Origin of the sequence: Aulosira sp. FACHB-615, assembly GCF_014698045.1 — a bacterium.
Classification (GTDB): domain Bacteria; phylum Cyanobacteriota; class Cyanobacteriia; order Cyanobacteriales; family Nostocaceae; genus Nostoc_B.
In genome coordinates this window covers 37,087-51,817 of the sequence record NZ_JACJSE010000007.1, presented here as the reverse complement: position 1 = coordinate 51,817, position 14,731 = coordinate 37,087, and the positions used below count along the sequence as shown (strand labels likewise).

Sequence of the window (14,731 nt, the reverse complement as noted above, 5' to 3'; positions counted from 1 at the left end):
TCCTTTGTCGTTTGTCATTAGTTATTAGTCATTCGTCATTCGTCATGCTACAGACTTATCTACCTTATCTACCTTGTCTCCCTTGTCTCCCTCGCCCCCTCGTCCCCCTTGTCTTCCCCCACTCCCCTACCTTTAAGGAAAGCCTCAAAAGTCAACTTATCAGGTAACGAAGTTTGTGCGCCGGATTTTGTCGCGGCTAAAGCACCTGCGGCTGCACCCCAAATCACGGCTTGATGTAAAGACATTCCCGCGTAAAGTGCAGCAGCTAAACCACCATTAAAAGCATCACCAGCCGCCACAGTATCTACAACATCAACTCTAAAAGCTGGTACAAAAAATGTTTCTTCGGCGGTGGCGCAAACTACACCTTTTGCACCTAATTTGACGATCGCAGATTTTACACCTCTTTGCAATAACACTGTCGCGGCTTTGGTGGCTGACTCTTGGCTATCTACTTTAAAACCAACTAATTGTCCGGCTTCTACTTCATTGGGGGTGATAATATCCACCAACGGGTAAAGTTCGGCGGGTAAAGAAGATTGTGCCGGCGCAGGATCAAGAATCACGGTAATATTTGCATTACGTCCAGCTTGAGCAGCAGCCACAACTGCACTCAAGGGAATTTCTAATTGTAAAAGTAGTGCTTTGGCTGTTGGTAATAAAGGCAATAACCTCTCTACATCTGCCTGATTTACTTCTCCATTTGCACCAGGAACCACCACAATTTGATTTTGTCCAGCATCATCAACAATAATTATGGCAACACCAGAACTGACAGTTTCATCTCGGAAAATATTCTCAGTTTGTACGCCAGCAGTTTGCAAATTATCCAGCAATTCTGCACCAAAACCTTTGGTTCCCACACGTCCTACCATCTGAGTGGGAATTCCCAAACGCGCTAAGGCTACGGCTTGATTTGCCCCTTTACCGCCTGGGACTTGAAAAAAGTTTTTTCCCAATAAAGTTTCGCCGCTAGTTGGTAAATGAGCGGCGGTGGCGACTAAATCTAGATTGATACTGCCGAAAACAATAATACTCATAGTGAGTGGAATGGTGGGTGAAAAAATGAAAATATACTCGCCTTAAAACCCTATCCCTTTATGGGTAGAGCAGAAATTGAGAAATCAACTTTCATCACCTTAATTGAACCTTATTGATTGGCAGTGTGGATGAGTTGCCCTTGTTTATATGCTTGTCGGAGTGCGATCGCTTCTGCCACAATATGCTGGGCGCTTAATCCTTCTTCATCCATCATTCTTTGCAAAGTCATCCCAGTTTGTTCTGACGGTTCATGAATTGGGGGAATTTGGCAGTATCTCCCGCCGTTTTTTGTCCGTCGCCAAATACTAGGTTTTTCATTTTTATACTCAGCAGTTTTGGCTGGACGCTGCTTTTTAATTAAAGAACGCACATTTTCTTGATTAATAATGCTTAAATCTAGTAGCCGATTGATAACTTGCTCGTATTTTTTGCTGTTTTCTGCCAATTGATAAATAGTTCTCGGCTCAACTTGCGCGACATCTTGCGGCGAAAACTTCGCAAACGCTGCTGCTATTTTCAGATATCGCTTTTCTTCGCCTTGCCAACCATGTTCTAAAAGTAGCTGTTTGTAATCTCGCAAAGAAAGCTGTTTTTTTTGTTCCGCCAACCAAAAAGCATGATGCAAAATTACCTGAGTGACATCAGTTAGCCTTTGAAAAGCAATATGTTCGCGCTTAAAGCTTTTTGGGCGATTAGCTTGATGTTCATGATATTGCTCAAACTTCGATTGGGTTTGGCTTGCAACTATACCCTGTAATGGTGTCATCATAGTATTGATATCGTTTAAACTTCGCGTCGGCAAAGTATCGCTCAGAGGTCTATCACTAGAACAATTGTACTACTAAAATCTCAATAAAAAACCCCAAACATACTTAAATTTGGAGTCAAAGTGTGAAATCTTGATTGGGTAAGGTTTTTGAGCCAAAAGTTTTTTATCAACTTTGATTGAGTGTTAACTTTTTTAACCATTCATCTGCTTCTGTGTAGAACTTAAACTTTCGTTCATCAGTGCGAAATTGACTGGTGTGAACCATACGTTTACCATTTACCCACTTTGTGCCGTGGTATTTATGCAGTAATTCGTGGTATAAAACAAACTCAGGCACAAACTTAGGGATATAAGCGTTATCCAGAGTTGTGCTAATCACTACCCTATCTCTAGCTGGCTCATAATGCCCAAACTTACGATAGGTTTTGATTTGGCTCCATACAAGCCTGGGTTTAACAAGATTCGCTGCAAAATATTCAAAATTAAGCTGATCAAACAATTCATTTAAATTATAAAAATTACCTTGAGGATTTTCGGCAATTACCTCTGCAATTAAATCTAACTCTAAGAGAACAGCAATATATTCTTCAGAACTCGCAAACCCTCTAATTAATCGAGTACTTTCTGGATTTTTACCAAAGAGAGTGCATTTCACTAATGCTTGTAAAACTTCTGCATCAGCATTAATAAAACCTTCGTTCATCTTAAGTGCAACAACCTTACTAGACCTTTTACCTTGATATAATCCCGCTAAATTAGTAAATTCAACCATAATTTCTACAGCACTTTGTTGTTCTGTAGAGAGAATTTGTGCAATTATTTGTCGTACACGATAAGTACTGTTTAGGTGAATTTGTAGATTTTGTTCCTCAGAGAGAAACTTCAACCAAGCATAGATTTTACGAGATGAATTAGTCAGGTTTGCGGGTGTGATTTGTTTGGTAGTGCAGATATTTTCAATTGTGGAGACTGTTTGATTGATAGTTTGGGTTAATTGTTGAATTTTATTTGTATAGGAATCAGGCTGAGATGCTAAATTAAAAATATTTTGTAGAATATAGTTTTGTTGTATTTTAATATTTTTAATGCTAATATTCTCGCGTTTCAAAGCCTGCTGAAATCCGAATTTATCTGCGTTCATCTGCGTTCATCCTTTTCAATCTGCGGTTAATTATTTTTTGGTATACCTCACCAAGGGAATATATTTAACTTTTAACCGCAGATTGTTTATCACTAGCGATAATATGAATATCAATATTTTTCAATAAGCGAACTAACTTTTGAGTTAATGAACCTTTCAACAAAATTTGCCAGCGCGATCGCTGACTTTCTCCGATGACAATTTGGGTAATGCGGTATTTCTCTGCAACTTCGGCGATCGCTTGAGCAATGTTACCATTGGTAACGCGAAGAAAAGTACCTGTAAATTCTTGACACAGCTTTTCACAGTTGTGAATGTGTAAACTTTCTTCCTTATTTAAAAAACGCTCAGGATCAGCAACAAACACAACATACAGTGGTGCATTCATATAATTAGCCAGTCTTGCACCACGGCGCAATAATTGTAATGAATTTGGGTAAGTAGATACACAGACTAAAACCCTCTCATGGATGTTGCAAAATTGTCCATTAGGACTAGAGGCGATCGCATCTTCTTCGATGTTGTCGGCTACCTCTCGCAAAGCCAATTCTCGTAAAGCAATTAAATTCCGGCGTTGAAAAAAGTTATCTAAAGATTGTTGGATTTTTGACTGCTCGTAAATTTTCCCTTCCAATAATCGCTCTTGCAGAGTTTCTGGTGTCACATCGACTACCACTACTTCGTCTGCTGCTTCTAAAATCCTATCTGGAACTCGTTCTCGTACCACCACACCCGTAATTCTTGCTACCAAATCATTGAGACTTTCTAAATGCTGCACATTCATCGTAGAGTAAACATCAATACCCGCAGCTAAAATCACTTCCACATCTTGGTAGCGTTTCTCCCGTGGGGAACCAGGGACATTTGTATGAGCCAGTTCATCAACTAAAACCAATTGGGATTTAGACGTATAAGAGCTAGTTCCTAAACATCGCTGTAAAATCGCCTCGGTATCCATTTCCGTCAGCGTCAACCCACCTCTAGCAATTTGCTGACGCGGAATAATTTCTAATCCTGCGGCTTTTTCTGCTGTTTCTTTGCGTCCGTGGGTTTCTAACAGTCCAATAACTACATCTATTCCTTCTTGTTTGAGTGCATTTCCTTCCTCTAACATTCGATAAGTTTTACCCACGCCGGGAGCCATCCCAATAAAGATTTTATGTTTACCTCGACGCGCTGGGTAAGAAGAATTGATAGCTACACCTGAATTAGTTTGGTCTAACATAAGAATGCTATGTGAAGATGCGATCGCCATTGTTACAGCAAACGCCCATCCTAATTTTGAACTGTTTCTAACCAAACTTGCAAATCAGCCAAACTAGTAAAATCAAGCAACGCTTCGCCCAGATTTTCTAATTCTTCTAAACACAGAGTTGCAATAGATTCACACACATCTGGAGGTAATTCTCCCACCCGGTTTTGTAGTAGCCGGAGAATAAGCGAACGCTCTCCCTCAATTCTGCCTTCTTCTCGTCCCTCTTCCTTAATTTCTCGGTAAACTCTCGTTTCCTGAAGCGTTATTCCTAACATTTGTTCTACCTCTGTTCGGCTTAACTGTTCAAACTTGTATAGGAATCATATTTGATTTTTGAAAAAAACTAAGAGATAATACGGAGAGAAGCTAAAAGTATAATAGAAAACTATAATGAACCAGCACTTATAACAGGCGATCGCGGAACTAGAAGAATTTATTCCTATAGTCGTTGTGAAATCACTAATTTTATAAGCTACCACCTTTTTCTTGGCAACACGACAAAACAACGAAGGTCTATTCATACTGACTGGCCTCCGCGACGGCTGTGGGTAGCTTCCGCCTTCACTTGTACACTTTACTGTAGCTGATACTATTGGCAAAAGTGTTACAAACGGATAAACAAAGGCGTGACAACTAAACGCTGCAACCACAGATTGCAGGTTGGAGCTTGCGTAATATTTTAAAATACAAAGATGTATTACAGTCGCCAAAAGTATATTCTACGTCCTACCCCAAAAACATCGATTTGGGTTACAGGGGAAGAATTAACATTCACAAATGACTATTGACCGTTGACAAATGACAAATGACAGAAACTGTGTCGTGTCATAATAATTCAAGCAATCCCCTTTGAAGAGATTGAAACCCCGACCTGAACTGAATTACAGCACGATAAGTCATGCAGCCTGAACCCAAAGTCAACATCCTTTTGGTAGATGACAAATTAGAAAATTTGTTGGCGCTAGAAGCAATTTTAGAAAGACTGGGAGAAAATTTAGTTAAAGCAACCTCTGGTTCTGAGGCTTTGCGGTGTCTGCTGCATCAAGATTTTGCTGTCATTTTGCTGGATGTACAAATGCCGGGAATGGATGGCTTTGAAACTGCTAATCTAATTCGTAGTCGAGACAGGTCGTGTCAAACTCCTATTATTTTTCTCACCGCCTTTAGCACGAGTGACCAAATGTTATTTAAAGGTTATGCAATAGGGGCGGTTGATTATTTGCTTAAGCCTATAGATACGAATATATTAATATCGAAAGTTACAGTATTTGTTGAGCTATTTAAGAAAACTCAAGCCATTAAAGAACATGCAGAGCAACTAGCAGTTGTGAATGCAGAATTACGGCAAAGTGAAGAACGTTTTCGTTCTCTGAGTACTTGTTCGCCGGTGGGGATTTTTGAAACAGATACAGCAGGAAAATGTAAATATACTAATCCTCACTATCAGGCAATTTGTGGTTTAAATGCTGCCGAAAGTTTAGAAAAACAATGGTTGGAATTTGTGCATCCCGATGACCGCGAAAGAGCGATCGCTACCTGGTCAAAATACTTAGATATTGGTTCCCAAAACTACTCGCAAGATTTTCAATTTCTCACAGCTAATCATAGTCAGCGTTGGGTACAGGTGCGCTCATCCCGGATGGTTTCGGCGCAAGGAAAATTATTGGGCTATGTTGGTACTCTCGAAGATATCACCGAACGCAAGCAAGCTGAAGAAGTCCGCGCTCAAATCATTCGAGAACAAACCGCCAGACAAGAAGCAGAAGCCGCCAACCGGATGAAGGATGAGTTTCTGGCTGTGCTTTCTCACGAACTCCGCACACCTTTAACTTCTATGCTGGGCTGGTCAAAAATATTACGTTCTAAAAAACTGGATGATAAAGCAACTACTAAAGCTTTAGAAGCCATTGAACGTAATGCGACATCTCAGGTGCAATTAATTGAAGATATTTTAGATGTATCGCGGATTATTCGTGGTCAGCTAAAACTGAATTTATGTGTAGTTAACTTAGTGGCTGTCATTGAAGCCGCCCTAGAAGCTGTCCGCCCCTTAGCTGATGCTAAACATATTCAAATCAGCACAATTCTTGATTCTGCTATTGGTTCAGTTTGTGGTGATCCAGTACGTTTACAACAAATAATCTGGAATCTATTAAATAATGCCATTAAGTTTACACCACAACATGGTAAAGTTACTGTCAATCTCGAACTCATCCAAGTAACTGAAGCAGAGCCGAAAGAGCTAGTCCCAGCAGGAGAAATCGTCCTGACATCTAGCGTATCTCCTATTCAATTTGTCAGTTCATCTTATGCTCAAATTCAGGTAATTGATACAGGAATTGGGATTGAACCAGACTTTCTCCCCCAAGTATTTGAAAGGTTCCGCCAAGCAGACAGCACCACCACACGATCGCACAATGGTTTAGGATTAGGACTAGCGATCGTCCGTCACTTGGTAGAACTACACCACGGCATCATTATCGCCGACAGCCCAGGTAAAGGAAAAGGCGCAACTTTCACTTTAAGACTTCCCTTAATGCCAAGTCCCAGTCTTGATGGTAAAGCGGACAACTCGATTGCTTGTACAACAGGTAATACACCCTTGGTAGGCTTGAAAGTGTTGGTTGTTGGTGATGAAACTGATAGCCGCAACTTTTTGGCCTTTATGTTTGAAGAGTATGGCGCAAATGCAACCGCCGTCGCATCAATTGAGACTGCACTGGTAATTATTGAAGAGACAAAACCAGATATCTTGATTAGTGACCTCAGTCTCTCAAACCAAGAAAGTTATAACTTAATCCAACAAGTCCGGGCTTTAGCACCAGAAAAGGGTGGTGATATTCCAGCGATCGCTTTAACTGCATTTTCCCACGAAGAAGACAGCTTAAAAATTCTCGCTGCCGGCTTTCAGCATTACTTGACTAAACCTGTTGACCCTGAAAATTTAATTAATCTAGTTACTAGTGCAACAAGGCAAAAGTAAAATGTCAATCTTTACTCCAACAACCAGATTTCATTCGTGGTTGGAAACTGGCGCTTAATCGTAAGTCATTACCCGGACATGATATCAGACTCCTCCTGAAACCTATGAACTCAAAAGAAATTCGCGGTGTCTGGCTGACAACTACCGATAGTAAAGTTTTCCGGTCACAACAACGCATTGCAGCAGCGATGGACTTGTTAGCGGAGACAGGATTTAATGTTGTATTCCCTGTGGTTTGGAATAAGGGTGTGACTATGTACCCCAGCCAAACTATGCGGCAAAATTTTGGAGTGGAAATTGACCCAATGTCGGTTGGTCGTGACCCGTTAGCGGAGGTAATAGCCGAGGCGCGACGAGTGGGGTTAAAAGTTATCCCTTGGTTTGAATATGGGTTTGCGAGTTCTTACAACTTGAATGGTGGAATGCTGTTACAAAAAAAGCCAGAATGGACGGCGCGTGACAGTCAAGGTAATTTGTTGCAGAAAAATGGCTTTGAGTGGATGAATGCTTTTCATCCCCAGGTGCAAGATTTTCTGTTGAATTTGGTTTTGGAAGTGGTGAAAAATTATGATGTGGACGGGATTCAGGGAGATGATCGCTTTCCGGCTTTACCATCAGAAGGAGGGTATGATGCTTTAACAGTTGCCTGTTATCAGCAGCAATTTGGCCGTCGTCCACCCAATAACCACCAAGATAAACAATGGTTACAGTGGCGTGCTGATATTTTGACCGATTTTTTGGCACGTTTATATGGCGAAGTCAAAAGAATTAATCCTAACTTGTTGGTATCGATGTCACCTAATATTTATGATTGGGGATTGCGCGAATATCTCCAAGACTCAGCCACATGGTTGAAGTTGGGCATAGTGGATATGATTCACCCGCAGATATATCGCCGCGATTTTAATAGTTATAAAGCGATCGCTAACCGACTAGCAAGTTGTCAGTTTAGCGATGCAACTCTCCCTAAGTTAGCACCGGGAATTTTGATCAAGCTTGGTAATTACTCCATCAGCCCAGAATATCTTGTGCAGGCGATCGCTTACAACCGCCGACTCGGAATTTCTGGGGAAGTCTGCTTTTTTTACGAAGGTTTGCGCGAAAATAACAATGCTCTTGCTCAAGTTTTGCGAAATGGCCCCTACTCTCAACCTGCGGCGTTTCCGACTTTGGCTGATTTACAACAACCCAGCAACAGCAATTCTTTGTCATTCTGGCAGAGAATCAAGAGATTCTTAAAAAATCTTTTTTAAAGGATAAAGCGCGTGGCAGATAAATTACAGATAGAACAGGTCATTCAAACTCTCAAACAAGATTTACCCACACTTTTTGAGCAAGATATTACATATAATATTTATACACAGGATATTTATTTTAAAGACCCAGTAAATAAATTTAAATATAAATTCAACTATCGAATTATTTTTTGGACATTACGATTTCACGCCCAATTATTTTTTACTCACATCGCTTTTGATTTACATGAAGTGTATCAATCAGCAGAAGATACGATTTTAGCGAAATGGACAGTGCGTGGTGTTTTGCGTGTGCCTTGGCAAGCTAAGATATTTTTTAATGGTTATTCAACTTACAAATTCAATTCAGATCATTTAATCTATGAACATATTGATACTTGGGATAGAAAGCCAGGAGAAATTTTAAAGCAATTTATTCAGAAAGGGTAACACTTATAGCATTTCTGATGCTAGTGAAGTATAAGCAAGAATAATTAACCGCAGATGGACGCAGCGAAAAGTTGCGTGGGCGGCTCTGCCGACTTGAGCAAACTTTTCAAGACAGATGGACGCAGATAAAACAATATTATGACAAAAAAAATATTGACTGGACTGAATATAGTCAGATTTCAGCATCCCTTTGATCAAAAAGCTTTGGCAGCTTTAAATAAAATGCCTGGTTTACCTTTAGTATTAAAGAAGGTAAATGAATATGGAATTGACCGTTTACTGAGAATGCAAATTATTGGTGGTGAATTTCGTGTGACACCGCAAAATTTTCCTAAATTATCTGATGCGTTTACAGAAAGCTGTCAAATTCTTGACTTGACTTCCCAGCCAGAACTTTATTTATTTCGGGGTACGGGACATATTCAAACCAATGCTGTTGGTGTAGACAAGCCAATGGTGAGTGCGAATTTAGAAGCACTGGAATGGTATACACACGCTGAATTGCTATTTGCATTTGGGTGTGAAATTGCCCGGATTAAGGGTAAATATATTGCTTATCAACAAATGGCAAATGTGATGCCACTGTTAAAAAATATTGTTAATAGTACAACTTTTGGTTTGGGTAGTTTAGCGGCTGGGGGGATAGAAGTCGCTTTGTGTAATTGGATTTTGATGTCAAAGTTCACATGCGATCGCGCGGGTTTATTGGCGTGTCAAGATATTAATATCGCCATCACCGCACTCATGAAGTTGGCTGGTTTACCATCGGAATATATAAATGCCGATACCATTGCGGAGTTTCAAGCGCAAGCACGGGAATTTTCACTCATTAGTCTGGATAACTTGGATCAAGTTACTAAAATATTCAGCTTTATGGAGTACAAATTTCCCTGGTCGGTGATGCGAGCTTCCGAATTGTTAAAATGGGTTGATTCAGGAGAATATGAAAAGTTGCTACAGTCAGAAGATGTAGAGCAACCAGCCGATTCAGAAGACAATACAGATACAGAGAAAGATTCTGAAGATTGGCAGTTTATGTCTTCTTGGTAGATTCTCATTTCTCAAGGTATCGCAGTCCTAAATCAATTACAAACAAATCTACTCCCTACTCCCTAATTCAATTTAGAGAAAGAAGCTGATAATTTAGTATCTGGGACTAAACATCAACTTCTGCTTCATCAAGAGGTCGTCCGACAAAATTATCTAACTATAATTTAATTTAATTTAACTTAGATTAGTAAGTGGACACAATTATTTAGAAGACGCATTTCGACTGCGCTCAATGCTCGATCATCTGGCTAGAAGAGGGTTGAGTTTCGACTTCGCTCAACTCCCGCGAAGCGATGCACTGAGCCTGTCGAAGTGTGGATACTGAGCGCAGTCGAAGTATCGAAACCCGGTCATCTCAAATTAGGTTTAATTTAGTCTTTCTACTTTACAGAAAAAATTAATTTTCATCACAGTTTAACTGACGTTATATTGAGTTAGTGTCAAATTGTCAAATATCAAATTTGATGTAGATTAATGATATGTGATGGCTTTTTTTACTGTCGTTAACAAAAGTCAATATTGTGCGATCGCTTGTTACATAGCTCATGAATTTTTCAGTTTTGATGAAAAATCTCTGTTGCATCTAGCTCTGAATATCTATACTACATATAGGACTCATATTTGATTTCTGAAAAAAATCAGTACACCTACAAAATGCTCTTTTCTACTCCCTACTCCCCACTCCCTACTCCCAGCCTTTACGAGTAAATTAATTTGTGAAATTAGGCGAGTTTAAGCGAGAAATTATTTCTCAGTCATAGCAATTACATCATAATTTGGTGGTATTCTCCAGCTAGAATCCAAGAATATTGTCATCAAAATGACTGGCTCTCTTGCAGATAACACAAGTGGATGGAAGAGAGATAACATAATGTTGGTTGGATTTAATATCTATTTTTTGAGATATTTCCACTCAAATATCTCTAGTAGTAGATTAAACTGAAACAATGGCAAACCCCGAAAATTCCAGGGTGAATATATGTTTGTTGTGCGTTTGAACCCAGAACTAACTTATCTCATCTATAAAATATGAAGGTGGAGTAAAAGGTGACTAGTATTGAAAATCACGTCTTCTCTTTTTCAGGAGAAGTATTAATTCCTCAAGCTCCTCCTGAGTATAAATCGGGGTTTATCGGCATTATTGGTCGTCCAAATGTCGGTAAATCTACTCTAATGAATCAATTAGTTGGTCAAAAAATTGCAATAACCTCACCAGTAGCCCAAACTACGCGGAATCGTTTGCGAGGAATTTTGACCACCGAAGCAGCACAATTAATTTTCGTCGATACACCGGGAATTCATAAACCCCATCACCAATTGGGGGAAGTGTTAGTACAAAATGCCAAAATTGCCATTGAATCAGTAGATGTGGTGCTGTTTGTAGTTGATAGTACAGCTGCTTGTGGTGCTGGCGATCGCTACATTGCGGAGTTATTAACCCACAGTCACACCCCCGTAATTTTGGGACTGAACAAAATTGATCAGCAACCAACGGATTCCCAGTTTATCGATGAAAGTTACCAACAACTAGGTGATGCTAACCAATGGCCGTTAGCGAAATTCTCCGCCAAGACTGGTACAGGATTACCAGAACTACAAGAATTACTGACGGAAAATTTAGCAACAGGCCCCTTATACTATCCGCCTGACTTGGTGACAGACCAACCAGAACGGTTTATTATGGGCGAGTTAATTCGGGAACAGATTTTACTGTTAACCCGTGAAGAAGTGCCGCATTCTGTGGCGATCGCCATTGATAAAGTAGAAGAAACACCATCAATTACCCGCGTCATGGCTACCATCCACGTCGAACGCGATTCCCAAAAAGGTATTTTAATTGGTAAAGGTGGTTCTATGCTCAAAGCCATTGGTAGCGCCGCCCGCGAACAAATCCAAAAACTCATCTCCGGCAAAGTATACCTGGAACTTTTCGTCAAAGTCCAGCCAAAGTGGCGACAGTCTCGGTTAAATTTGGCAGAGTTTGGCTATCGCGTGGAAGAATAGAGAAGTTAGTCAATGGTCAATAGTCAATAGCTATTGGACTATTGACTATTGACCATTGACTAGATAAAAAAATGTCTACCAATCCTAGCTACTCCTTCAATCTGCCGAATGATCAACCTGTATTGCGCGTTTTGATTGTGGAAGATGATCCGATGATGCAACTAGGACTAGAACAATCACTAATGGCGCAACCCCAGTTGGAAATTGTTGGACAAGCAGAAGATGGTTATTTAGGGGTACAAGCAGCCTTAAAATTAAAACCAGATTTGGTAGTCATGGATATTGGTTTACCGCGCCTGGATGGGATTGCAGCGACACAGCAAATTAAAGCGGCCTTACCAGAAACCCATGTCGTGATGCTGACATCCCACACCACCGAAACAGAAGTAATTGCGGCATTATCCAGTGGTGCAGATGCTTATTGTATCAAAGGTGCGAGTGTAGAAAGACTGTTAAAAGCGATCGCAGCCGCCGTTGATGGCGCGACTTATTTAGATCCGCAAATCGCCAGACGTGTCATTGATAACCTCAAACCTCCCACAACCCAAGGAAACACCGCCAATCTTTCCACCAGAGAGTTAGAAGTTTTAAAACTCATGGTAGAAGGTTTAAGCAACCCCGAAATTGCGGAAAAACTTTATCTGAGTCCCAATACCGTTAAAACCCATGTCCGTGGGATTATGAACAAACTAGCAGTTGATGATCGTGTTCAAGCTGCTGTAGTGGCACTGCGATCGGGTTTAGTATAGTTAATCATATTTGATGGTTGCCAAAAATTTACTCGATTGAATGTCATTTTTCACTCTTATTTACCGTTACACCCAGATTTCATTCAATCCTCACCTTGTTTTAAAGGAATCATAATTATAAATTCTGTACCTTTGCCCACAGATGAAATACACTCCAGGGTTCCATGATGATTTTCGGTGATAATTTGATAACTAATTGACATTCCCATTCCTGTACCTTTACCAATGGGTTTTGTAGTAAAAAATGGGTCAAAAATCCGTTTTTGAATATCTTCCGGTATACCCAAACCATTATCAGCAATTTTAATAGCAATCTGAGTTTCATTCTCAACTGCTGTATCAATCCGAATTCTACTAGGAGTAGCTTGCATTTCCTTTAGTGTGCGTTGTGCGTCTCGTTCTTCGATAGCATCGATCGCATTAGTCAAAATATTCATAAATACCTGATTGAGTTGACCAGCATAGCACTCAACCAGAGGTAATTTACCATAGTCTTTAATAACTTTAATACCTGGATAATTAGGTTTAGCCTTGAGCCGATTTTCTAAGATTAATAATGTACTATCAATACCTTCGTGCAGATTCACCGCTTTATATTCAGCTTCATCCAGGCGAGAAAAATTACGGAGAGATAGCACAATTTGGCGAATGCGATCGGCTCCTATTTTCAGAGAAGATAATAGCTTGGGTAAATCTGACATTAAAAAATCTAAGTCTATAGAATCGATTTCTTCTCGAATTACCTCCACAGGATAAGGATAGTTTTCCTGATAAAGATTAACTAGCTTGAATAAATCATGAACATAATTAATCGCAGGATTAATATTGCCATAAATAAAGTTAACCGGATTATTGATTTCGTGAGCTACACCCGCTACTAGTTGTCCTAAAGAAGACATTTTTTCACTTTGAATGATTTGGGATTGAGTACGTTTTAATTCTTTTAGTGTTTGTTCTAGTTGTTGAGTTTGTTGTCTGAGTGCTGCTTCGGCAATTTTGCGATCGCGTGATTCAATCACCAGCCGCACAAAGTCAGTAATTGAGCCAATAAAGCTTTGTTCTTCTAATGTCCACTGGCGTGGGGTGATTAAATGTTCACAACAAACTACACCAATTACTTCCCCTCTCGACCATATCCGCGCATCCAACATCGCAGTAATTCCCAATGGAGTTGTATAAGTTGCCGAAAATTCAGCAGTACGAGCATCAGTATGCACATCAGTAACTGCGATTATTTGTTCTTCTTTGAGAGCTTGAAAATATTGCGGGAAGTCGTAAACAGATAATTCCAAACCGTGACTGTGGCGATTATATTCTTGTTCATATAAATCCACACATTGAATTTCCGAACGGTTCTCTGTGTATAACCAAACACTAACACGCCCAACCTCAAGACCTAAACTAGCTACTTCAGTTACATATTGAATCGCAATTTGAAAATCATCATGTTGTAGTTTTTCACTCTGCACAAGCTGTTGTAGCGCATTACTATGTCTGCGAAAGCGTTTCTCTGTTTGTTGGCGTTCATTAATTTCTTGTTCTAATTTATTGATTGTCTGAAGTAGCAAAGTAGTTTCAATTTGATCTTGGGGAACAACTAGCCGAATTGAACCTACTAAAAATGAATTACCAGCTTCGTCAGATAATAAGCTTTTTTTAGTAGATATGATTTGGGTTTTACCTTGGTAATCTGTGATTAATTCCTCATTTTCATCAGTCACACCTGTGGTAAAAACCAGTTCATCTCTCGCCCAAAAAACATCGGCTTGGGTTTTGCAGAAAAAATCATAGTCAGATTTACCAATTAGTTTTGTTCGCTCATATCCAATGAACTGACAAAACGCATCATTAACAAACACCCAATTGTGTTGTCTGTCCTTCACAAAAATGGGGTCAGTAATGCTGTTCAGAACACTCCACAGCAAAGTCTGAGAAGATTGTTGCGGTACAAAGTGAGAAAACGCCATCTTGCTGAATCCTGCAAGTTACTGGCTTTCTTTTTGGCAGATCATCCCAAATTCAGAATGATTCCCACAAAAGATGGCCAAAGTTTT

At 39.9% G+C, this 14,731-nt stretch carries 11 protein-coding genes and 1 pseudogene; 6 read left to right on the top strand and 6 right to left on the bottom strand.

Features of this window, described 5'->3' with window-relative positions:
* Positions 1–68: 68 nt before the first annotated feature.
* The 5 genes and pseudogenes from rbsK to H6G77_RS13645 all read right to left on the bottom strand — a co-directional run.
* Positions 69–1,040, bottom strand: coding sequence for a ribokinase (rbsK, locus tag H6G77_RS13665; protein WP_190871841.1), 972 nt, complete (start codon positions 1,038–1,040; stop codon positions 69–71).
* Between the two features lie 110 nt (positions 1,041–1,150).
* Positions 1,151–1,810 (bottom strand): hypothetical protein, encoded by a 660-nt coding sequence (locus H6G77_RS13660; protein ID WP_190670046.1) that lies wholly within the window; start codon positions 1,808–1,810, stop codon positions 1,151–1,153.
* 166 nt (positions 1,811–1,976) lie between these two features.
* Positions 1,977–2,951, bottom strand: coding sequence for a M48 family peptidase (locus tag H6G77_RS13655; RefSeq protein ID WP_242049215.1), 975 nt, complete (start codon positions 2,949–2,951; stop codon positions 1,977–1,979).
* 64 nt (positions 2,952–3,015) lie between these two features.
* The gene (locus H6G77_RS13650) at positions 3,016–4,176 is read right to left on the bottom strand and encodes a universal stress protein (protein ID WP_190592200.1); all 1,161 of its coding nucleotides are present in this window, start codon (positions 4,174–4,176) and stop codon (positions 3,016–3,018) included.
* A gap of 50 nt (positions 4,177–4,226) precedes the next feature.
* Positions 4,227–4,523: pseudogene (locus H6G77_RS13645) on the bottom strand (DUF4351 domain-containing protein); the annotation flags it as partial.
* Positions 4,524–5,104: 581 nt separating this feature from the next.
* Between H6G77_RS13645 and H6G77_RS13640 the strand changes: the two are divergent.
* The 6 genes from H6G77_RS13640 to H6G77_RS13615 all read left to right on the top strand — a co-directional run bounded on the left by H6G77_RS13640 (position 5,105) and on the right by H6G77_RS13615 (position 12,677).
* Positions 5,105–7,189 carry a response regulator gene (locus tag H6G77_RS13640; protein ID WP_190592172.1) on the top strand — a complete coding sequence of 695 codons (2,085 nt, stop codon included), beginning with the start codon at positions 5,105–5,107 and terminating at the stop codon, positions 7,187–7,189.
* Between the two features lie 104 nt (positions 7,190–7,293).
* A complete protein-coding gene (locus H6G77_RS13635) occupies positions 7,294–8,442 on the top strand; it encodes a glycoside hydrolase family 10 protein (RefSeq protein WP_190871840.1) in 1,149 nt (382 codons plus the stop codon).
* A 12-nt stretch (positions 8,443–8,454) separates the two neighbouring features.
* Positions 8,455–8,874, top strand: coding sequence for a DUF2358 domain-containing protein (locus H6G77_RS13630; RefSeq protein WP_190592174.1), 420 nt, complete (start codon positions 8,455–8,457; stop codon positions 8,872–8,874).
* A 138-nt stretch (positions 8,875–9,012) separates the two neighbouring features.
* Entirely contained in the window at positions 9,013–9,924 is a 912-nt protein-coding gene (locus H6G77_RS13625; protein WP_190871839.1) for a M48 family metallopeptidase, read from the top strand.
* 1,047 nt (positions 9,925–10,971) lie between these two features.
* Positions 10,972–11,928: a GTPase Era gene (gene era, locus H6G77_RS13620; protein WP_190871838.1), complete on the top strand. Its 957-nt coding sequence runs from the start codon at positions 10,972–10,974 to the stop codon at positions 11,926–11,928.
* 71 nt (positions 11,929–11,999) lie between these two features.
* On the top strand, positions 12,000–12,677 hold the full coding sequence (locus H6G77_RS13615; protein WP_190592177.1) for a response regulator transcription factor: 678 nt from the start codon (positions 12,000–12,002) through the stop codon (positions 12,675–12,677).
* 83 nt (positions 12,678–12,760) lie between these two features.
* Here H6G77_RS13615 and H6G77_RS13610 read toward each other — a convergent pair whose 3' ends face one another.
* Complete coding sequence (locus tag H6G77_RS13610; protein ID WP_190871837.1) at positions 12,761–14,644, bottom strand: ATP-binding protein; 1,884 nt, start codon at positions 14,642–14,644, stop codon at positions 12,761–12,763.
* Between the last annotated feature and the right edge of the window lie 87 nt (positions 14,645–14,731).